Origin of the sequence: Bacillus cereus group sp. MYBK216-1, assembly GCF_051916495.1 — a bacterium.
In the GTDB taxonomy this organism is placed as follows: Bacteria; Bacillota; Bacilli; order Bacillales; family Bacillaceae_G; genus Bacillus_A; species Bacillus_A thuringiensis_K.
The window spans coordinates 1-22263 of record NZ_JBQAGT010000005.1 but is presented as its reverse complement, the minus strand read 5'-3'; the positions used below and the strand labels follow the sequence as shown (position 1 = coordinate 22263).

The window sequence follows — 22263 nt, the reverse complement described above, 5'->3', positions numbered from 1 at the left end:
TATCAATTATTTTTCTTCTTCTTTAACAACGATATGACGAAGGATATCTTCGTTGATCTTAGCTAAACGGTCGAATTCGTTAATCGCTTCTGCGTTAGATTTCACGTTTAAGATCATGTAGAAACCTTCACGTAAGTCGTTGATTTCGTAAGCTAAACGACGCTTACCCCACTCTTTCGTGTTAATGATTTCTGCACCATTGTTTGTTAAAACACCTGCAAAACGTTCAACTAAAGCTTTTTGAGCTTCTTCTTCAACGCCAGGACGAATGATGTACATAATTTCGTACTTTCTCATTACACTTTCACCTCCTTTTGGTCTAAACGGCCCGTAATGGGCAAGGAGCAATTAATTTATAGTAATTACTCACGAGTTTAGATTATATCATAGTAAGTTATATGAATCAACTCACCAATACATAAAAAACTTGGCAAACATATAATATATTTGCCAAGCTCATATCTTTATTTTTCCTAGGAAATATTAAATTAAACGTTAAAACGGAAGTGCATAACATCTCCGTCTTTTACGATATATTCTTTTCCTTCTAAACGTACTTTTCCAGCCTCTTTTGCAGCTGTCATAGAACCGTTTGTCATTAAGTCATCGTAAGAAACTGTTTCTGCACGAATAAATCCACGTTCAAAGTCTGTATGAATAACACCAGCACATTGTGGTGCCTTCATTCCTTGTTTAAATGTCCAAGCACGTACTTCTTGAACGCCAGCCGTGAAGTAAGTAGCAAGTCCTAATAAATTGTATGCAGCACGAATTAATTGATCTAAACCAGATTCTTCAATGCCTAGTTCTTCAAGGAATACTTTTTTCTCTTCCTCGTCTAGTTCAGCGATTTCTTCTTCGATTTTTGCACATACAACGATTACTTGAGAATTTTCATTTGCAGCAAATTCTTTTACCATTTTTACGTATTTGTTTTCAGAAGGATCCATAACATCATCTTCACTTACGTTTGCTACGTATAGCATTTCTTTCGTTGTAAGTAAATGAAGGCCTTTAACAATTTTCATTTGCTCTTCTGTAAATTCAACAGTACGAGCCGGTTTGCCCTCTTCAAAAGCTTCTTTTAAGCGAACTAAAATTTCATGCTCGTATACTGCTTCTTTATCTTTTTGTCTTGCTAATTTTGCAACACGCTCGATACGTTTATCAACAGATTCTAGATCCGCTAAAATTAGCTCTAAGTTGATTGTTTCAATATCATCAATCGGATCTACTTTCCCTGAAACGTGCGTAATATTTTCGTCTTCAAAACAACGAACAACTTGGCAAATTGCATCTACTTGGCGAATGTGCGATAAGAATTTATTTCCTAATCCTTCACCTTTACTAGCACCTTTTACGATACCCGCAATATCAGTAAACTCAAATACAGTCGGAACAGTTTTTTTCGGTTCTACTAATTCCGTTAATTTATTTAAACGCTCATCTGGTACTTCTACAATCCCTACGTTTGGATCAATTGTACAGAATGGATAGTTTGCAGATTCTGCTCCTGCTTGTGTAATTGCATTAAATAAAGTTGACTTCCCTACGTTAGGTAATCCAACAATCCCAGCCGTTAATCCCATATTTTTCACTCCTATGTCTCAATCTTTCATCATTATAGATAGTAACGAAAAAAATGACAAGTTTCCGCCAAACGAAAAAAAGTAACAGTTACCTACTGTAACTGTTACTCTCGCTCTATTCTTCGTGCTTCACAAGTATTTTTTTCACCTTACGATCAAACTCTCTTCGAGGAATCATTACTGAATGGTCACACCCCTCGCACTTAATGCGGATATCCATTCCCATACGAATAATTTTCCAACGATTCTCGCCACATGGATGGGCTTTCTTCATTTCCACAACATCATACAAGTTATATTCCTTTTGCTCCACTCTCCAAACTCCTCTCCATACTAAATTGCTTTTCCACTAACTAATTCTTCACGATTATATAAAACCATACGTGGATATGGAATTTCAATTCCATGTAAATCAAGACGATTTTTAATCTCTTTACGAAGTGCCCTTGCAATAACTGCATGTTGCATCGGCTCTACTTCAGCAATAACACGTAATATAACTTCTGAGGCAGCTAATGTTTGCACACCTAATAATTGAGGTGTTGTTACCATTTTCTCGTACTTTGAAGGTAATTCTACTAATAAATCTTCAATAACTTGCTCTGCTTTCGCAATATCAGCCTCATATGAAATAGATATATCAACAAACGCTACACTATTACTAACTGAGTAGTTAGTAACTTGAATAATACTTCCGTTTGGTAAGGTATGAATTTCACCTGTCCAACTCTTTACTTTCGTTGTACGAAGTCCAATTTCTAAAACGACTCCTTCAAATTGACCGATTTTAACATAATCGCCAACTGAAAACTGATCTTCTAACAAAATAAATAAACCTGTAATAACGTCTTTCACTAAACTTTGAGCGCCAAATCCGACAGCTAAACCAATTACCCCAGCACCGGCTAATAAACCTGATGCATTAATATTAAACACACCTAAAATCGCAATTAACATAATGAACATAACAACGTATGCCACGATATTTTCAAGTAACTTTGCTACTGTAACTGTACGACGTTCTGAAATTTGAATTGGAGAACGACTTCCCATACGAAACGCATTTCGTACAACCGCTCTTGCAATTCTCACTACAATTGCACCAATTGTTAAAATGATACATATTTTTAATGCCGCAATTCCAATATCTGCCCAACGATCAGCATCTAATAAATACTGTTTCGTAGAATTAAACCACTTCGTTAATAAATCCATGTACCTCTACCTCTCCAGCCAAAATTTCTTTTTAGTTATCCTTCCTATTGTATCAGAAGTCTTCTAATTGCTGAAAAATTTTTATGACTTTAATTGTATTTGTTAACTTCTCTACAGGTATAAAATGGAGCGAATATATATATACTAGTACTATTATTTCCGTTTTCGCTTAAGTTTTACAGTAAGTACGCACTTATAGTTTTCCATTTTACTCACCATATAACATATTTTGAAAATTTATTAAAAGGATGGGTGCTTCATGAATATTGGAAGTTTTCGCTTACCTTTTTTCGAAAAAGAAACTCAAAATGTTATGCACCAAGATTTAGAAGCCTCCGAGACAATTAGTAACTTCTTACTTTCCCACATTCCTATTAAAACCCATATACCAATTATTCTCGTTTGTATCGGAACAGATCGTTCTACAGGTGATGCACTCGGTCCGTTAGTCGGTACAAAACTAGAACAAGTAGGAATTACAAACTTCCAAGTGTTCGGCACACTAGATGAGCCAGTCCATGCACTAAATTTAGAAGAGAGGATTCAGAATATACAGAAAGATAATCCTACCTCGTTTATAATTGCGGTTGATGCCTGTTTAGGAAAATCTCAAAGTATCGGTTCTATCACTACCGGAATGGGGCCTAGTAAACCTGGAGCTGCAATGAACAAGAAATTACCTGCAGTTGGTGATTTACATATTCATGGCATCGTAAATCTAAACGGTTTTATGGAGTTTTTCGTCCTGCAAAATACAAGATTAAGTTTAGTCATGAAAATGGCTGATGTAATTGCACAAAGTATAAAAGAAACAGATCAAAAATTATCTGTATTAAAAAAGGCAAACCATCTATAAATAATAAGATGGTTTGCTTTTTAGTTTTTCTGCGCTAATAATTCTAAAATACGATTTAAATCCTCTTTATTGAAAAATTCAATTTCGATTTTACCTTTTTCTTTTTTCGTTTCTTTAATTTTCACATCTGTGCCAAACTTTTCTCTTAAGAACGTTTCACGTTCTACGAAAAATATATTCCGCTCTTTTTTCACTTTTTTTGTTTCACGTGAAACGTGTTGATTAATCTCTTGGACGATTTTCTCTAATTGACGAACATTTAATCCTTCTTTTTCAATGCGTTTCAATAAGGACTTCAATTGTTCTTCATCTTTTATCGTAAGTAAAGTTCTCCCATGAGCCATTGAAAGTTGACCATTTGCAATCATATCTTGTACGAAAGAAGGTAGGCTTAATAACCGAGTATAATTTGCAATGTAAGGTCTGCTTTTACCAAGACGTTTCGCTAATTGTTCTTGCGTTACATTTAGCTCATTCATTAACATCTGGTATGCCATTGCCTCTTCCATAGGATTTAAATCTTCTCGTTGTAAGTTTTCTAACAAAGCAAATTCCATCATTTGCTGTTCAGTTAATTGTCTTACAACCGCAGGTACTTTTTCTAAACCAGCCTCTTTTGCAGCACGAAATCGTCTTTCACCTGCAACAATTTCATATCCTTTAATACTCTTCCTAGCAATTAATGGTTGTAGAATACCGTGTTCCTTAATCGAAATTGCTAATTCCTGAATCGCCTCTTTATTAAAGTGTTTACGCGGTTGATATGGATTCGGCCTTAATTCAGTTACAAGAATCTCCTGAATTGTTTCCTCTTCTTTCACATCTAAATCAGGAAAAAACACATTAATTCCTCTTCCTAATCCTTTAGCCACCTGCAATCACTTCCTCTGCTAAATCTATATATACTTCTGCTCCTCTTGATTTAGCGTCATACTGCATAATAGGTTTCCCATGACTTGGAGCCTCGCTCAAGCGTACATTACGCGGAATAATCGAGCGATATACTTTATCCCTAAAATACTTTTTCACTTCATCTATAACTTGGATCCCTAAATTTGTACGGGCATCCAACATTGTTAACAATACACCTTGAATTGCTAAATTTTTATTTAAATGTTTTTGTACAAGTCGAACTGTATTTAATAGCTGACTTAACCCTTCTAGTGCGTAATATTCACACTGTACAGGAATAATAACAGAATCTGCTGCTGTTAATGCATTAATCGTTAATAACCCTAAAGATGGGGGACAGTCGATAATAATATAGTCATATTCATCACGAACTGGCTGTAATGCTCTTTGCAAACGTACTTCCCGGGAAATAGTCGGTACCAATTCAATTTCAGCACCAGCTAATTGAATTGTAGCGGGTAGAACATCTAAGTTTTCAGTTGCGGTTTTCTGTATAACCCCTTGAACATCTGCATCTTCCACAAGAACGTTGTAAATACATTGATCTAATTCAGATTTTTCAATTCCCACACCAGTCGTTGCATTTCCTTGAGCATCAATATCTACAAGAAGGACTTTTTTACCTACTTGCGCCAATCCAGCCCCTAAATTAACAGATGTTGTTGTTTTTCCAACACCGCCTTTTTGATTAGCAATAGCAATGATTTTTCCCATGATGTCACCTACTTTCAACCTTTCTATCTTATTCTAGTAACAATTACGTTTATTGTAACATGAAATAAAACTTTTTCTTTTACGTCCTTTATTAAACTTCAAAATTTATTTCTAAACTCCTTCTTCATTTAACAAGAAAATATAGTAAAAGAGACCTCTCCAATAGGATAAGGTCTCTAGCACGTCATTATTATTTTTTCTTTGGAATTTTAATTGTAATTTGATAGTACTCATCAAATTCTTCTTCCTCAGAATTAACATTCAAACCACTTTCAGTAACCATTTGTAAAGATTGTCTAATTGTATTCATAGCAATCCTCGTATCTCGACTTACTGCTTTTTGCTTTGCCTTACGCTTCGGTTTCGCTTCCTCTAGTAACTTCGCAATTCGTTCTTCTGTTTGCTTTACATTTAGTTGTTTCTCCACAATTTCCTGTAAAACCTTCAGTTGTAATTCCTCATTTTTTAAAGGAATGAGAGCGCGGGCGTGACGTTCTGTAATACTTTTTTCTAATAATGCATTCTTTATTTCTTCAGGCAACTTTAACAATCGCAACTTATTTGCGATTGTAGATTGTCCTTTTCCAAGTCGTTGTGCCAATGCTTCTTGTGTTAAATTATGTAACTCAATCAGCTTTTGATATGCCACAGCTTCCTCGATTGCTGTTAGTTCCTCACGTTGCAAGTTTTCAATTAAAGCTACAGAAGCTGTCTCTGTATCATTTAAGTTCTTTATAATTGCAGGAACCTTTTCCCAACCTAACTTTGTTGCCGCGCGAAAACGTCTTTCTCCAGCAATAATCTCGTACTTATCATCCTCATATTGCCTTACAACAATCGGCTGAATAAGTCCATGTGTACGAATTGTTAATGCTAGCTCATCAATACGCGCATCATCAAAAACTGTTCTTGGTTGATAACGGTTAGGGGTAATATTTACTATCGGAATTTCTTGTATTTCTTCATATACCTTTTTATCTATCTCTTCATGGCTTTCGTCTTGTAATTCGAATTCGCTCTCTTTATCTCCAAAGCCAAATAAACGAGAAAACGTATTTTTCATACATATTCCACCACCTTTTAGGCCTATTGACTATTCTCCATAAAATGTTTCCTATGAAACATTTACGTTTTCATTTATATAATTTAATCTTACGTCTAATAAGATTTATTTTTCAATAGGTAATTTATTGGGTGTTCCCGGTTTGCGTGGATATTTCTTTGGTGTCTTGCGCTTTTTCTCGATTAATAAAATATTACGTTCACTCTCTTCAAACGGTAATTGGAACGTAGACATCTCTTTTAACTCTCCGCCTAGCACCTCTAAAGCATACTTACCATTTTCAATTTCTTCGTTTGCTGCTGCACCTTTCATTGCAATGAATGTTCCTCTAACTTTTACAAGCGGTAAACATAGCTCACTTAATACAGAAAGACGCGCAACTGCACGTGCCATTACAATATCGTATGATTCACGTACACCTTCTTTTTTCCCAAACGTTTCAGCACGATCGTGACAAAATGCAACATCACTTAATTCTAACTTTTGGGCTAAGTGATTTAAGAAATTAATACGTTTTTGCAACGAATCTACAATTGTTACTTTTAAATGCGGGAAACAAATTTTTAAAGGAATACTTGGGAATCCAGCCCCTGCACCAACATCGCAAATTGAGAATGGTTTTGAAAAATCATAATAAAAAGCAGCTGTAATGGAATCAAAAAAGTGTTTTAAATATACTTCTTCTTTTTCTGTAATAGCCGTTAAGTTCATTTTTTCATTCCACTCTACTAATGTTTCAAAGTAGATTTTGAACTGCTCTAACTGTCTAGAAGAGAGGGTAATTCCCTTCTCTTCTAGCATAGATTGAAATTGTTCTATGTTCATCTAGCAATATCTCCTTACTATTTATTGGTTCGATACGCGTGCAATTTTTCCTTGTTCTATATACACAAGTAAAATGGAAATATCCGCTGGATTTACGCCAGAAATACGTGAAGCCTGCCCCATTGAAAGTGGACGAACATCTTTCAATTTCTGTCTAGCTTCTGAGGCAAGGCTAGAAATCGCATCATAATCAATATCTACAGGGATTTTTTTACTCTCCATTTTCTTCATACGCTCTACTTGCTGTAAAGATTTTTCAATATACCCTTCATACTTAATCTGAATTTCAACTTGTTCTTTAACTTCATCACTTAATTCTACTTCACTTGGTACTAAAAGATGAATATGCTCATATGTCATCTCTGGACGACGTAATAAGTCACTTGCACGTATTCCATCTTTCAATTCACTTCCGCCAATATTGCGAATTAATTCTTGAACTTCAGGACGTGGTTTAATAATAATGCTGCTTAAACGTTCCTTTTCCTGTTCAATTTGTAATTTTTTATTTGTAAATCGCTCATAGCGCTCTTCTTTAATTAATCCAATTTCACGACCAACTTCAGTTAAACGAAGATCAGCATTATCATGGCGTAATAATAGACGGTATTCTGCACGAGACGTTAATAAACGATATGGTTCATTTGTACCTTTCGTTACAAGATCATCAATTAAGACACCAATATAAGCATCCTCGCGACCTAAAACAACTTCTTCTTTACCTAAAGAACGGCATGCTGCATTAATTCCAGCCATAAGCCCTTGTCCGGCCGCCTCTTCGTAACCAGAAGTTCCATTAATTTGTCCTGCTGTATATAAATTTTTAATCTTTTTCGTTTCAAGTGTTGGCCATAGTTGTGTTGGCACAATTGCATCATATTCAATTGCATAACCTGTACGCATCATTTCAACATTTTCTAGGCCTGGAATTGTTCTAAGCATGTCACGTTGTACATCTTCTGGTAAGCTTGTGGATAAACCTTGTACATATACTTCTTGTGTATTACGCCCTTCTGGCTCTAAGAAAATTTGATGACGTGGTTTATCATTAAATCTTACTACTTTGTCTTCAATAGAAGGACAGTATCTAGGACCTGTTCCTTTAATCATACCAGAATACATAGCTGAACGATGTAAATTTTCATCTATTAAACGGTGTGTTTCTGTACTTGTATATGTCAACCAACATGGAATTTGATCCATAATAAATTTCGTTGTTTCAAAAGAGAACGCACGTGGCTTATCATCACCTGGTTGAATTTCTGTTTTACTGTAGTCAATTGTATTACTGTTTACACGCGGAGGTGTCCCTGTTTTAAATCTAACAAGATCAAAACCAAGCTCCTCTAAATGCTCAGATAATGTAATAGACGGTTGCTGATTATTTGGACCGCTTGAATATTTTAAGTCGCCCATGATAATCTCGCCGCGTAAAAATGTTCCAGTTGTAATTACAACGGTTTTTGCTGTATATTCTGCACCCGCTTGTGTAACTACCCCTTTACATACACCTTCTTCAACGATTAAACGCTCTACCATTCCTTGGAACAACGTTAAGTTTGGTGTTTCTTCAATTGTTTTCTTTAATTCATGTTGGTAAGAGAATTTATCAGCTTGTGCTCGAAGTGCACGTACGGCTGGTCCCTTACCTGTATTTAGCATACGCATTTGAATATGAGTTTTATCAATATTACGTCCCATTTCTCCGCCTAATGCATCAATTTCACGAACAACAATCCCTTTTGCTGGTCCACCAACAGAAGGGTTACATGGCATGAATGCTACCATATCCAAGTTAATTGTTAACATTAATGTTTTTGAGCCCATTCGTGCTGCCGCAAGACCAGCTTCACATCCTGCATGACCTGCACCGATTACTATGACATCGTATGAACCGGCATTGTATCCCATTGTTTATTCCTCCTAATAATCTCTATCTTTCTACAACTTCACTATATTATTTTCCTAAACAAAATTGAGAGAACAACTGGTCAATTAAGCTTTCATGCACTGTGTCCCCAGTAATTTCACCAAGTATTTCCCACGTTCTTGTTAAATCAATTTGTACCATATCAATTGGTACACCATTTTCAATCGCCTCAACTGCATCACCGATTGTTTTTCCTGCTTGTGTTAATAATCCAATATGTCTTGCATTAGAAACATATGTCATATCTGCAGAATCGATTGTTCCTTCAAAGAATAAATCAGCTATTGCCTTTTCGAGTTCATCTATTCCTTGTTCCTCAATTAAGGATGTTGTAATAACAAGATTTCCCGCGGCTAACTCTGTAACACGTTCCATATCAATCGCTTGCGGTAAATCCGTCTTATTCACAATAACAATAAAGTCTTTTCCTTGTACCGCACGGAATAGATCTTCATCCTCATTTGTTAAAGCCTCGCTATAGTTGACAACAACTAATACTAAATCCGCTTGGCTCATCATTTCTTTTGAACGTTCCACACCAATTCGTTCAACAACATCTTCCGTCTCCCGAATACCGGCTGTATCTATAAGTTTAAGAGGTACACCACGCACGTTAACGTACTCTTCAATAACATCACGAGTTGTTCCTGCAATATCAGTTACAATTGCCTTTTTCTCCTGAACAAGACTATTTAATAACGATGATTTCCCAACATTAGGTCTACCGATAATTGCTGTAGCAATACCTTCACGTAAAATTTTCCCTTGTTTTGATGTTTCTAATATTTTTTCGATTTCCGAACGAACATGCGTCGCTTTCTCAATTAAAATATTATGTGTCATCTCTTCTACATCATCGTATTCTGGATAATCTATATTTACCTCAACATGAGCTAATGTTTCTAATATTTCTTGACGCAAAAGACCAATTAATTTAGATAATCGCCCTTCCATTTGATTAATTGCTACATTCATTGCACGATCTGTTTTTGCTCGAATCAAATCCATAACCGCTTCTGCTTGTGATAAATCGATACGTCCATTTAAAAAAGCACGTTTTGTAAATTCGCCCGGTTCTGCCAATCGTACTCCTTGTGCTAGAATAAGTTGCAATACTTTATTTACTGAAACAAGTCCACCGTGACAGTTAATTTCCACTATATTTTCACGTGTAAAAGTCCTTGGTGCGCGCATAATAGACACCATAACTTCTTCAATAACTTGATTTGTATCTAAATCAACAATATGACCATAATGAATAGTGTGAGAAGGAACCTCTGTTAAATCCTTCCCCTTAAAAATACGGTCAACTTTCTCAACCGCATCATCCCCACTTACTCGAACAATGGCAATTGCACCCTCTCCAAGCGCTGTGGAAATCGCAGCAATTGTATCAAATTCCATGTCCTTTCACCTCACTTGCTTATTTATCTCTATTTCAACATGATTATTTCTTTCACTAAATTATTAGGATACCATAACGAACCTATCTACAAAAGAAGAATAACTCATTTTATTATATCCCCATGTAAAAAACACTAAACTTATACACAGTGGATAAGTTTAGTGTTTTTTTAGTTATCCACATCTATTTTTCGCTCAAAAAAAACCGGCACTCATTTGAGCAACCGGTCATTTAGGAGATATTACAACATGCCGATGTGGTTCATTTCCTTCAGAAGTTGTATTGATACCTTGATGATTTGATAATGCCTGATGAATAATTTTTCGTTCAAAAGATGGCATCGGTTCTAAAATAACTCTTTTTTTCGTATTAAATACTTGTTTGGCTAATCGATAAGAAAGTGATTCTAAAGTACTTTTTCTTTTACTACGATAATTTTCAGCATCTAGTGTAATACCGATATACTGCTTCGTGTTACGATTCGCGACAAGTTTTGTTAAATACTGTAAAGAGTTCAATGTATTACCTCTTTTCCCAATTAAAACACCTACATCATCACCAGAAATTGTAAATTCGATTTCGCGTCCTTTTACAATTTTACTAATCTCAACTTCCACACCCATATCGTGAATAACATTTCTTAAATATTCTTCACATTCTTGAATTGGATCTTTCTTCAATGCAACTTCTACTACTGCAGGGCGATTCCCAAATAAACCTAAGAATCCCCTTTTACCCTCATCGACAATATTTATATCTACTCGATCTTTTGATGTATTTAATTGCCTTAAAGCATCCTCTACTGCCAGCTCGACTGTTTGTCCTTTAGCAGTAATTACACTCACTTGCTTGAGCCTCCAGCTTTACCAGCCTTACTAGCCTTAATCTCTGGCCCTTTAATAAAGTACATTTGAGCAATACCAAAGATATTACCAACAACCCAGTAAAGTGATAATGCAGCTGGGAAGTTAATTGCAAAGATTAAAATCATAATCGGCATAAGCCAAAGCATCATTGCCATTTGTGGATTTTGACCAGCTGTTCCTGCCATTGCAAGCTTTTGCTGAATAAATGTCGTAATTGCTGCAACGACTGGTAAGATATAGAATGGGTCTGCATGTCCTAAATCGAACCATAAGAAACTATGTTGTTTAATTTCAGCTGTTCTCATAATTGCATGATAAAAAGCGAACAGAATTGGCATTTGAATAAAGATTGGTAAACAACCAGCTAATGGATTTACACCATTCTTTTGGTATAACTGCATCATTTCTTGCTGCAGTTTTTGCTGTGTCGCTTGATCTTTAGAGCTATATTTCTCTTTTAACTTCACCATTTCCGGTTGTAACGCTTGCATCGCTTTCGTACTCTTCGTTTGCTTAATCATTAATGGTAATAACGCAAAACGAATGATAAGAGTCGTAACAACAATTGCTAAACCATAATTACTGTTAAATAAGTTTGCAAAATACGTGATTAACTGAGAAAGCGGGTATACGAAGTATTCATTCCAAATTCCAGTGCTTTTTGGTGTAATTGGCTGATTTACTTCACTACAGCCAGCAGTAATCGCCATTAATGCAATAAGCATGGCTAGTAAACCTAATTTCTTTTTCAAAGCCTACTCCTCCTTGTATCGGTATGTATATAGTGTAATTCATTTCCTTACGCTACTTTTTTATTCTTTTCATACCAGAGCGTTTAAAGACATGAATTAAGCTTTTCTTTACTTCTTCATATGTCATCTCTGCACAAGGCTTCCTTGCTATTATAACAAAATCTTTTCCAGAATCTATCTCATCTTTTAACTCTGTAATAGCCTGACGAATCATGCGCTTAATTCGATTACGAACTACTGCATTTCCTATTTTCTTGCTAACAGAAAGGCCGATGCGAAAGTTTGGCTGTTCTTCTTTATCTAATTGGTATACAACAAACTGACGATTCGCATTTGATTTTCCTTTTTGAAAAACCGCCTGGAATTCATCATTCTTCTTTATACGATGTTTTTTCTTCATATCAATTGACACTCCTGTATTTCATCAGCGGAAATTCACTATTATTAGAAAAAAAGACCACTGAACGATCAGTGGTCTACGCAGATAATACTTTTCTTCCTTTACGACGACGAGCTGCTAGCACTTTACGTCCGTTCGCTGTGCTCATACGGCTGCGGAAACCATGTACTTTGCTGCGCTTACGTTTATTTGGTTGGTAAGTTCTTTTCATTATATGACACCTCCCTGAGGAATATCTGTTAAAGACAGTCCTATAAATTATAGTTAATCAACTAGGAAAATGTCAATGGTTCTAGAAATTTTCATCAAATATTCATTTTGAACCTATTCACATACTTTTTCACAGCACCTATATTTCCTTGTGGATAAATGTTTTTTCATGTTTTTTATATCCACAAACTTTTTTCACACTTTTACACAGTATATCGTGTTGTGGACAAGTTTATTCCACAAGGTATTGATTTTGTGGATAACTTTCTTAAATTCATTGCTATAGCCACTTTTTTTTGATATTATAGTTGTGTTTTCACTTTGAATAAGTTTTCCACATCTTTATTTTATCCACAATTTGTGTATAACATGTGGACAGTTTTAATCACATGTGGGTAAATAGTTGTCCACATTTGCTTTTTTTGTCGAAAACCCTATCTCATATACAAACGACGTTTTTAGGTTTTAAAATACGTTTCGTATAAATATACATTTTATATTTATTGGGTTGTACATTTGTTGCGCAACCTTATTCTTTTACCAACTTAGTAAAGGAGGGACACCTTTGGAAAATATCTCTGATTTATGGAATAGTGCCTTAAAAGAATTAGAAAAAAAGGTAAGCAAGCCTAGTTATGAGACATGGTTAAAATCCACAACGGCTCATAACTTGAAGAAAGACGTATTAACGATTACAGCTCCAAATGAATTTGCTCGTGACTGGCTAGAATCTCATTACTCTGAATTAATTTCAGAAACACTATACGATTTAACAGGGGCAAAATTAGCAATTCGCTTTATTATTCCCCAAAGTCAAGCTGAAGAGGACATTGATCTTCCTCCAGTTAAGCCGAATCCAGCACAAGATGATTCAGCTCATTTACCACAGAGCATGTTAAATCCAAAATATACATTTGATACATTTGTTATTGGCTCTGGTAACCGTTTTGCCCATGCAGCTTCATTAGCTGTAGCTGAGGCGCCAGCTAAAGCGTATAATCCACTCTTTATTTACGGGGGCGTTGGACTTGGAAAGACGCATTTAATGCACGCGATTGGTCATTATGTAATTGAACATAATCCAAATGCAAAAGTTGTATATTTATCATCAGAAAAATTTACAAATGAATTTATTAACTCTATTCGTGATAATAAAGCTGTTGATTTTCGTAATAAATATCGCAACGTAGATGTTTTATTGATAGATGATATTCAATTTCTTGCTGGAAAAGAACAAACTCAAGAAGAGTTTTTCCATACATTTAATGCATTACACGAAGAAAGTAAACAAATTGTAATTTCTAGTGATCGACCACCAAAAGAAATTCCAACTTTAGAAGATCGTCTTCGTTCCCGCTTTGAATGGGGACTCATTACAGATATTACGCCGCCAGATTTAGAAACACGAATTGCGATTTTACGCAAAAAAGCAAAAGCTGAAGGGCTTGATATACCAAATGAAGTTATGCTTTATATCGCAAATCAAATTGATTCAAATATTCGTGAATTAGAAGGTGCACTTATCCGAGTTGTAGCTTATTCATCTTTAATTAATAAAGATATTAATGCTGATTTAGCAGCTGAAGCACTTAAAGATATTATTCCAAATTCTAAGCCGAAAATTATCTCTATTTATGATATTCAAAAAGCTGTCGGGGACGTTTATCAAGTGAAATTAGAAGATTTTAAAGCGAAAAAACGTACAAAATCAGTTGCGTTTCCTCGCCAAATTGCAATGTATTTATCACGCGAGCTTACAGATTCATCTTTACCAAAAATAGGTGAAGAATTTGGTGGACGTGATCATACAACAGTTATCCATGCCCATGAAAAAATCTCTAAACTACTAAAAACCGATACGCAATTACAAAAGCAAGTTGAAGAAATTAATGGTATTTTAAAGTAGTAGCTGAATAGTGTGAATAACTTACCTTGTTTTACGCACAGTCTATCCACATGTAGATAGACTGTTTTTACATCCTTTAGAGGGGTTATCCACATATCCACAAGCCCTATTACTATTACTACTATTTTTTATCCTTATTAATTAAATAAAATCTTATACTTACCGGAGGTTTTTCTTTATGCGTTTTACAATACAAAAAGACTATCTTGTAAGAGGTGTACAAGATGTAATGAAGGCAGTTTCTTCTCGTACAACAATCCCAATCCTTACGGGAATTAAAGTTGTAGCTACTGAAGAAGGGGTTACATTAACAGGAAGCGATGCTGATATTTCTATTGAATCGTTTATTCCAGTCGAAGAAGATGGAAAAGAAATCGTAGAAATAGCTCAATCAGGAAGCATTGTTTTACAAGCAAAATATTTTAGTGAGATTGTAAAAAAACTACCTAAAGACACTGTCGAAATTTCTGTGGAAAATCATTTTATGACAAAAATAAAATCTGGAAAATCAGAGTTTAACTTAAATGGTTTAGATTCTGCAGAATATCCGTTATTGCCACAGATTGAAGAACATCATGTATTTAAGATACCAACAGATTTACTTAAGCATATGATCAGACAAACTGTATTTGCAGTTTCTACTTCTGAAACAAGACCAATCTTGACAGGTGTAAACTGGAAGGTATATAACAGCGAGTTAACTTGTATTGCAACAGATAGTCATAGACTGGCACTTCGAAAAGCAAAAATTGAAGGACATAATATTGCAGATGAGTTCCAAGCTAATGTTGTTATTCCAGGTAAGAGCTTAAATGAATTAAGTAAAATTTTAGATGAGTCTGAAGAAATGGTAGATATCGTTATTACGGAGTATCAAGTATTATTCCGTACAAAACATTTATTATTCTTCTCAAGATTGTTAGAAGGAAATTATCCTGATACGACACGTTTAATTCCGGCAGAGAGTAAAACGGATATTTTTGTGAATACAAAAGAATTCCTACAAGCAATTGATCGTGCTTCACTATTAGCAAGAGATGGCCGCAATAACGTTGTTAAATTATCAACTTTAGAGCAAGAAATGCTAGAGATTTCTTCGAATTCACCAGAAATCGGAAAAGTTGTCGAAGAAGTACAATGTGAAAAAGTAGATGGAGAAGAGTTAAAAATATCTTTTAGTGCAAAATATATGATGGATGCATTGAAAGCTTTGGATAGTACAGAGATTAAAGTTAGCTTTACTGGGGCGATGAGACCGTTCTTAATTCGTACAGTAAATGATGATTCAATTATTCAATTAATTTTACCGGTTCGTACTTACTAGGTAAGGAATAAGGGTTGCTAGTTTAAAGATGCTAGTGGCCCTTATTTGATTTTTGGGTATTACTTTCCTAATGCTAGTTTATTTAGTACAATGAAAGAATGAACACTTTCAGAAAGTGAGCGATTTTATGAAACGTATTAAAATTTCAACAGAGTATATTACACTAGGACAATTTTTAAAGTTAGCTGATGTAATTGATACAGGTGGCGCTGTAAAATGGTTTTTACAAGAATATGAAGTGTACGTGAACAACGAACTTGAAAATAGAAGAGGTCGCAAACTATATGCGAATGATGTTATTGAAATTCCAGGAAGCGGAACTTTCCAAGTTCAGGCATAAAGGGGGAGCCCTTTGTTTATTTCAGAAATACAATTAAAAAACTATCGCAATTATGAAAAATTAGAGCTTTCCTTTGAAGATAAGGTAAATGTAATTATCGGCGAAAATGCACAAGGGAAAACAAACTTGATGGAAGCTATTTATGTTTTAGCGATGGCGAAATCTCATAGAACCTCTAATGATCGCGAACTTATCCGCTGGGATGAAGATTTTGGTCAAATAAAAGGGAAATTACAAAAAAGAAACAGTTCTTTGTCTTTGGAATTAAATATTTCGAAAAAAGGTAAAAAGGCAAAATTAAATCAACTTGAACAACAAAAGTTAAGTCAATATATTGGCGTGATGAACGTTGTCATGTTTGCCCCAGAAGATTTAAATCTTGTAAAAGGAAGCCCTCAAGTAAGAAGACGCTTTTTAGATATGGAATTAGGACAAATAGCTCCTGTATATTTGTATGAATTAAGTCAATATCAAAAGGTGCTCACGCAACGAAATCACTTGTTGAAAAAAATGCAAGGGAATAGTAAGAATGAGGAAACGATGTTGGATGTATTTACACTTCAACTAATTGATCATGGTGCGAGAATACTGCAAAAACGTTTTGAATTTTTGCATTTGCTACAGGAATGGGCAGCTCCAATTCATCGAGGTATAAGCCGTGGATTAGAAGAGTTAGAAATTGTCTATAAACCAAGTGTAGATGTATCAGAATCAATGGATTTGTCGAAAATAAAAGAAGTATACTATGAAAGTTTTCAATCTGTGAAACAACGTGAAATTTTCCGTGGTACGACTTTAATTGGTCCTCATCGTGACGATTTACAATTCTTCGTTAATAGTAAAAATGTTCAAGTCTTTGGTTCGCAAGGACAACAACGAACGACCGCACTATCCCTAAAATTAGCTGAAATTGAATTGATTTATTCAGAGGTTAAAGAATATCCAATCCTTTTGTTGGATGATGTTTTATCAGAATTAGATGATTATCGTCAATCACATCTTTTAAATACAATTCAAGGAAAAGTGCAAACATTTGTTACAACGACGAGTGTCGACGGAATTGAACACGAAACATTAAAAGAAGCGAAAACAATTCATGTAACGAACGGCACTGTAGATTGTGAAATAGATAGGGAATAACCCCTGTTTAAATGGAAAAGTAGGTGATCTTTGTGTCAATGGAACAAAAGCAAATGCAAGAAAATGCATATGATGAAAGTCAGATACAGGTGCTTGAAGGACTAGAGGCAGTTCGGAAACGCCCTGGTATGTATATTGGATCTACAAGTGGAAAAGGGCTTCACCATCTTGTGTGGGAAATCGTAGATAATAGTATTGATGAAGCACTTGCAGGTTATTGTGATGAAATTAATGTTAGTATCGAAGAAGATAATAGTATTCGTGTAACGGATAATGGGCGTGGTATTCCAGTTGGTATACAAGAAAAAATGGGACGTCCAGCTGTAGAAGTTATTATGACTGTTCTCCACGCCGGTGGTAAATTTGGCGGTGGCGGTTATAAAGTTTCCGGTGGTTTACATGGTGTTGGGGCATCGGTTGTAAATGCTCTATCAACAGAACTAGAAGTATTTGTACATCGTGAAGGTAAAATTCATTACCAAAAATACGAAAGAGGTATTCCGGTTGCGGATTTAAAAGTCATTGGTGACACAGATCAAACAGGAACAATAACTCGGTTTAAACCAGATCCGGAAATTTTCCAAGAAACAACAGTATACGATTTTGATACGCTAGCAACTCGTATGCGTGAATTAGCGTTTTTAAATCGTAATATTAAATTAACAATTGAAGATAAACGTGAACATAAGCAAAAGAAAGAATTCCATTACGAAGGTGGAATTAAATCATACGTTGAGCATTTAAATCGCTCAAAACAACCAATTCATGAAGAGCCTGTGTACGTAGAGGGTTCAAAAGATGGTATTCAGGTTGAGGTTTCTCTTCAATATAACGAGGGATACACAAATAATATTTACTCATTTACGAATAACATCCATACGTATGAAGGTGGTACACATGAGGTAGGTTTTAAGACAGCTTTAACTCGTGTAATCAACGACTATGGTCGTAAAAACAGCATTTTAAAAGATGCGGACAGTAATTTAACTGGTGAGGATGTTCGTGAAGGTTTAACAGCAATTGTATCAATTAAGCATCCAAATCCACAATTTGAAGGACAAACGAAGACAAAACTTGGGAATAGTGAAGCAAGAACGATTACAGAGTCTGTATTCTCAGAGGCATTTGAAAAGTTCTTACTAGAGAATCCTAATGTAGCGCGAAAAATTGTAGAAAAAGGTACGATGGCTGCACGTGCACGTGTAGCTGCGAAAAAAGCGCGTGAATTGACACGTCGAAAGAGTGCGTTAGAAGTTTCAAGTTTACCTGGTAAATTAGCTGATTGCTCTTCGAAAGATCCAGCAATTAGTGAAATTTACATCGTAGAGGGTGACTCTGCCGGTGGATCTGCAAAACAAGGACGCGATCGTCATTTCCAAGCAATTTTACCGCTGAAGGGTAAAATTATTAATGTTGAAAAGGCACGCTTAGATAAGATTTTATCAAATGATGAAGTTCGTACAATTATTACGGCGATTGGTACAAATATTGGTGGAGACTTCGATATTGAAAAAGCACGCTATCATAAAGTTATTATTATGACCGATGCCGATGTTGATGGTGCGCATATTCGTACCCTATTATTAACGTTCTTCTATCGTTATATGCGTCAAATAATTGAGTGTGGATATATATATATCGCACAACCACCTTTGTTTAAAATACAACAAGGTAAAAAAATTCAATATGCTTATAATGATAACGAACTTGAAAAAATATTAGCTGAGCTACCGGCCCAGCCAAAACCAGGAATTCAACGTTATAAAGGTCTTGGAGAGATGAATCCAACTCAGCTATGGGAGACGACAATGGATCCAGAAGTACGTTCGTTACTTCAAGTTTCTCTTCAAGATGCAATAGAAGCAGACGAAACGTTTGAAATTTTAATGGGTGATAAAGTGGAACCACGTCGTAACTTTATTCAAGAGAATGCAAAATACGTGAAGAACCTTGATATTTAAATGAGTAATGACAGGAATCTAAGTATTCCTGTCTTCTACATATAAATCAATGTATGTGTAACGGAAATGTAAGAGGAGGTGCTCGTTGATGTCAGACAATCAACAACAAGCACGAATTCGAGAAATTAATATTAGTCATGAAATGCGTACCTCATTTTTAGATTACGCAATGAGTGTTATCGTATCTCGTGCATTACCAGATGTTCGTGATGGGTTAAAACCTGTACATCGCAGGGTTTTATATGCGATGAATGATTTAGGAATTACAGCTGATAAAGCGTATAAGAAATCAGCACGTATTGTCGGTGAAGTAATCGGTAAGTATCACCCTCATGGTGATTCAGCCGTTTATGAAACAATGGTACGTATGGCGCAAGATTTTAGTCAACGTTATATGCTTGTAGATGGGCATGGTAACTTCGGTTCTGTAGATGGAGATTCAGCAGCGGCAATGCGTTATACAGAGGCAAGAATGTCTAAGATTTCTATGGAATTAATACGTGATATTTCAAAAAATACAATTGATTATCAAGATAACTATGATGGTTCCGAAAGAGAACCGATAGTATTACCAGCGCGTTTCCCTAATTTATTAGTAAACGGTACAACAGGTATTGCTGTTGGTATGGCAACAAATATACCGCCGCATCAGCTTGGCGAAGTAATTGATGGTGTGCTGGCATTAAGTCATAATCCTGATATTACTATCGCGGAATTGATGGAATATATTCCCGGTCCAGACTTTCCGACGGCAGGTTTAATTTTAGGAAGAAGTGGAATTCGAAGAGCTTATGAAACAGGTCGCGGTTCCATTATGCTTCGTGCTAAGGTTGAAATTGAAGAGAAGTCAAACGGTAAACAATCTATTATCGTAACTGAACTACCTTATCAAGTTAATAAGGCACGATTAATTGAAAAAATCGCAGAATTAGTTCGCGATAAGAAAATTGAAGGTATTACAGATTTACGTGATGAATCAGATCGTAATGGTATGCGTATTGTCATGGAAGTACGTCGTGATGCTAATGCAAACGTACTATTAAACAATCTATACAAACATACAGCGCTTCAAACGAGTTTCGGTATTAATATGTTGTCTCTTGTAAATGGAGAGCCACAAGTACTAAATTTAAAACAAAATCTATATCATTATTTAGAGCATCAGAAGGTAGTAATTCGTAGACGTACTGCTTATGAATTAGAAAAAGCAGAAGCACGTGCTCATATTTTAGAAGGATTACGAATTGCTTTAGATCATCTTGATGAAGTAATTACGTTAATTCGTAGTTCAAAAACGGCAGATATTGCAAAGCAAGGCTTAATGGAACGTTTCGGTTTAAGTGAAAAACAAGCGCAAGCGATTTTAGATATGCGTCTGCAACGCTTAACTGGATTAGAACGTGAAAAAATTGAGCAAGAATATCAAGACTTAATGAAGTTAATTGCTGAATTAAAAGCGATTTTAGCAGATGAAGAGAAAGTTCTTGAGATTATTCGTGAAGAATTAACAGAAGTAAAAGAACGTTTCAATGATAAGAGACGAACAGAAATTACAATTGGCGGTATGGAATTTATTGAAGATGAAGATTTAATTCCTGAACAAAACATTGCGATTACGTTAACTCATAACGGTTATATTAAGAGGTTACCAGCTTCTACGTACAAAACACAGAACCGTGGGGGACGTGGTGTGCAAGGAATGGGTACGAATGATGATGACTTTGTTGAACATTTATTAACAACGTCTACTCATGATCATATTTTATTCTTTACAAACAAGGGTAAAGTATACCGTACGAAAGGATATGAAATTCCAGAGTATAGTCGTACTGCAAAAGGACTACCAATTATTAACCTATTAGGGGTAGATAAGGGTGAGTGGATTAACGCTATTATTCCGATTCGTGAATTTGGTGACGATCAGTTCTTATTCTTTACGACAAAACAAGGGGTTTCTAAGAGAACGCCACTTTCATCATTTGCAAATATACGTACAAATGGTTTAATTGCAATTTCTCTTCGTGAAGAGGATGAGGTAATATCTGTACGTTTAACATCGGGTGATAAGGATATTATTGTCGGGACAAGTAACGGTATGCTAATTCGTTTCAATGAACAAGATGTTCGTTCTATGGGACGTAATGCTGCAGGTGTTAAAGCTATTACGTTGGGCGATGAAGACCAAGTTGTAGGTATGGAAATTGTCGAAGAGGATGTAAATGTTCTAATTGTAACGAAAAATGGTTACGGAAAGCGTACACCGATTGATGAATACCGTCTGCAAAGTCGCGGTGGTAAAGGTCTGAAAACTTGTAACATTACAGATAAGAACGGTAAATTAGTAGCTGTTAAATCTGTGACAGGTGAAGAAGATATTATGTTAATTACAGCGGCAGGCGTTATTATTCGTATGCCAGTTGATCAAATCTCTCAAATGGGACGTAATACACAAGGTGTTCGTCTAATTCGATTAGAGGAAGACCAAGAGGTAGCGACGGTAGCAAAAGCACAAAAAGATGAAGAGGAAGAAACGAGTGAAGAGGTTTCTTCAGAAGAATAAGAGAGGGGATTTTCCCTCTCTTTATTTTTTTATAATAATACTTGCATAGGGAAAAGAAAGCCTATATAATAGGCAGAGTCAGCAAATGAGAGATATAACTTATCGAAAAAACTTGTTGACGAAAATAATATACTATGATATATTATAAAAGTCGCTGAAACGCGATGTTGAACTTTGAAAACTAAACGAAACAAACAACGTGAAACGTCAATTTTTATTTTAGATGCTAGACAAACTAACTTTATTGGAGAGTTTGATCCTGGCTCAGGATGAACGCTGGCGGCGTGCCTAATAC

At 35.4% G+C, this 22263-nt stretch carries 21 protein-coding genes; 7 read left to right on the top strand and 14 right to left on the bottom strand.

Translation table 11 applies throughout. The features are described from left to right. Positions 1-6: 6 nt before the first annotated feature. The 4 genes from rpsF to ACTFRH_RS18350 form a co-directional block, all read right to left on the bottom strand. On the bottom strand, positions 7-297 hold the full coding sequence (gene rpsF, locus ACTFRH_RS18365; RefSeq protein WP_001233778.1) for a 30S ribosomal protein S6: 291 nt from the start codon (positions 295-297) through the stop codon (positions 7-9). Between the two features lie 191 nt (positions 298-488). Next, complete coding sequence (gene ychF / locus ACTFRH_RS18360) at positions 489-1589, bottom strand: redox-regulated ATPase YchF (RefSeq protein ID WP_000524671.1); 1101 nt, start codon at positions 1587-1589, stop codon at positions 489-491. A 115-nt stretch (positions 1590-1704) separates the two neighbouring features. Then, the gene (locus ACTFRH_RS18355) at positions 1705-1902 is read right to left on the bottom strand and encodes a DUF951 domain-containing protein (RefSeq protein WP_000435485.1); all 198 of its coding nucleotides are present in this window, start codon (positions 1900-1902) and stop codon (positions 1705-1707) included. A gap of 20 nt (positions 1903-1922) precedes the next feature. Continuing rightward, positions 1923-2804 carry a mechanosensitive ion channel family protein gene (locus ACTFRH_RS18350; RefSeq protein WP_000365109.1) on the bottom strand — a complete coding sequence of 294 codons (882 nt, stop codon included), beginning with the start codon at positions 2802-2804 and terminating at the stop codon, positions 1923-1925. A 259-nt stretch (positions 2805-3063) separates the two neighbouring features. Between ACTFRH_RS18350 and yyaC the strand changes: the two genes are divergently transcribed. Next, the gene (gene yyaC, locus ACTFRH_RS18345; protein WP_001020731.1) at positions 3064-3660 is read left to right on the top strand and encodes a spore protease YyaC; all 597 of its coding nucleotides are present in this window, start codon (positions 3064-3066) and stop codon (positions 3658-3660) included. Between the two features lie 20 nt (positions 3661-3680). Here the strand turns inward: yyaC and spo0J are convergent, their stop codons facing one another. The 10 genes from spo0J to rpmH all read right to left on the bottom strand — a co-directional run bounded on the left by spo0J (position 3681) and on the right by rpmH (position 12738). Next, positions 3681-4532 (bottom strand): stage 0 sporulation protein Spo0J, encoded by an 852-nt coding sequence (gene spo0J / locus ACTFRH_RS18340; protein ID WP_001051832.1) that lies wholly within the window; start codon positions 4530-4532, stop codon positions 3681-3683. Continuing rightward, the gene (gene soj, locus ACTFRH_RS18335; RefSeq protein ID WP_000516114.1) at positions 4525-5286 is read right to left on the bottom strand and encodes a sporulation initiation inhibitor protein Soj; all 762 of its coding nucleotides are present in this window, start codon (positions 5284-5286) and stop codon (positions 4525-4527) included. Before soj ends, spo0J begins: the two co-directional genes overlap by 8 nt. A 190-nt stretch (positions 5287-5476) precedes the next feature. Continuing rightward, positions 5477-6349, bottom strand: coding sequence for a nucleoid occlusion protein (gene noc, locus ACTFRH_RS18330; protein ID WP_000799014.1), 873 nt, complete (start codon positions 6347-6349; stop codon positions 5477-5479). Between the two features lie 105 nt (positions 6350-6454). After that, positions 6455-7174, bottom strand: coding sequence for a 16S rRNA (guanine(527)-N(7))-methyltransferase RsmG (gene rsmG / locus ACTFRH_RS18325; RefSeq protein ID WP_001019630.1), 720 nt, complete (start codon positions 7172-7174; stop codon positions 6455-6457). A gap of 21 nt (positions 7175-7195) precedes the next feature. Next, positions 7196-9085, bottom strand: coding sequence for a tRNA uridine-5-carboxymethylaminomethyl(34) synthesis enzyme MnmG (gene mnmG, locus ACTFRH_RS18320; protein ID WP_000541054.1), 1890 nt, complete (start codon positions 9083-9085; stop codon positions 7196-7198). A gap of 46 nt (positions 9086-9131) precedes the next feature. After that, the gene (gene mnmE / locus ACTFRH_RS18315; RefSeq protein ID WP_440048790.1) at positions 9132-10508 is read right to left on the bottom strand and encodes a tRNA uridine-5-carboxymethylaminomethyl(34) synthesis GTPase MnmE; all 1377 of its coding nucleotides are present in this window, start codon (positions 10506-10508) and stop codon (positions 9132-9134) included. Between the two features lie 228 nt (positions 10509-10736). Beyond that, on the bottom strand, positions 10737-11354 hold the full coding sequence (jag, locus tag ACTFRH_RS18310) for an RNA-binding cell elongation regulator Jag/EloR (RefSeq protein WP_000111511.1): 618 nt from the start codon (positions 11352-11354) through the stop codon (positions 10737-10739). After that, entirely contained in the window at positions 11351-12127 is a 777-nt protein-coding gene (spoIIIJ, locus tag ACTFRH_RS18305) for a YidC family membrane integrase SpoIIIJ (RefSeq protein ID WP_000727734.1), read from the bottom strand. The genes jag and spoIIIJ overlap by 4 nt, the downstream gene beginning before the upstream one ends. Positions 12128-12179: 52 nt before the next feature. Next, positions 12180-12527: a ribonuclease P protein component gene (rnpA, locus tag ACTFRH_RS18300; RefSeq protein ID WP_000726618.1), complete on the bottom strand. Its 348-nt coding sequence runs from the start codon at positions 12525-12527 to the stop codon at positions 12180-12182. Between the two features lie 76 nt (positions 12528-12603). Next, entirely contained in the window at positions 12604-12738 is a 135-nt protein-coding gene (gene rpmH / locus ACTFRH_RS18295; RefSeq protein WP_000831901.1) for a 50S ribosomal protein L34, read from the bottom strand. A gap of 564 nt (positions 12739-13302) precedes the next feature. On the opposite strand from rpmH, the gene dnaA reads away from it, so the two are divergent. The 6 genes from dnaA to gyrA all read left to right on the top strand — a co-directional run bounded on the left by dnaA (position 13303) and on the right by gyrA (position 21968). Further along, positions 13303-14643, top strand: coding sequence for a chromosomal replication initiator protein DnaA (dnaA, locus tag ACTFRH_RS18290; RefSeq protein WP_000428017.1), 1341 nt, complete (start codon positions 13303-13305; stop codon positions 14641-14643). A 178-nt stretch (positions 14644-14821) separates the two neighbouring features. Further along, the gene (gene dnaN, locus ACTFRH_RS18285) at positions 14822-15967 is read left to right on the top strand and encodes a DNA polymerase III subunit beta (protein WP_001212884.1); all 1146 of its coding nucleotides are present in this window, start codon (positions 14822-14824) and stop codon (positions 15965-15967) included. A gap of 127 nt (positions 15968-16094) precedes the next feature. Next, a complete protein-coding gene (gene yaaA, locus ACTFRH_RS18280) occupies positions 16095-16307 on the top strand; it encodes a S4 domain-containing protein YaaA (protein ID WP_000821364.1) in 213 nt (70 codons plus the stop codon). Between the two features lie 12 nt (positions 16308-16319). After that, a complete protein-coding gene (gene recF / locus ACTFRH_RS18275) occupies positions 16320-17447 on the top strand; it encodes a DNA replication/repair protein RecF (protein ID WP_000470744.1) in 1128 nt (375 codons plus the stop codon). Positions 17448-17485: 38 nt separating this feature from the next. After that, positions 17486-19408 carry a DNA topoisomerase (ATP-hydrolyzing) subunit B gene (gyrB, locus tag ACTFRH_RS18270; RefSeq protein WP_000435983.1) on the top strand — a complete coding sequence of 641 codons (1923 nt, stop codon included), beginning with the start codon at positions 17486-17488 and terminating at the stop codon, positions 19406-19408. Between the two features lie 88 nt (positions 19409-19496). Next, entirely contained in the window at positions 19497-21968 is a 2472-nt protein-coding gene (gene gyrA, locus ACTFRH_RS18265; protein WP_001282864.1) for a DNA gyrase subunit A, read from the top strand. Positions 21969-22263 lie beyond the last annotated feature (295 nt).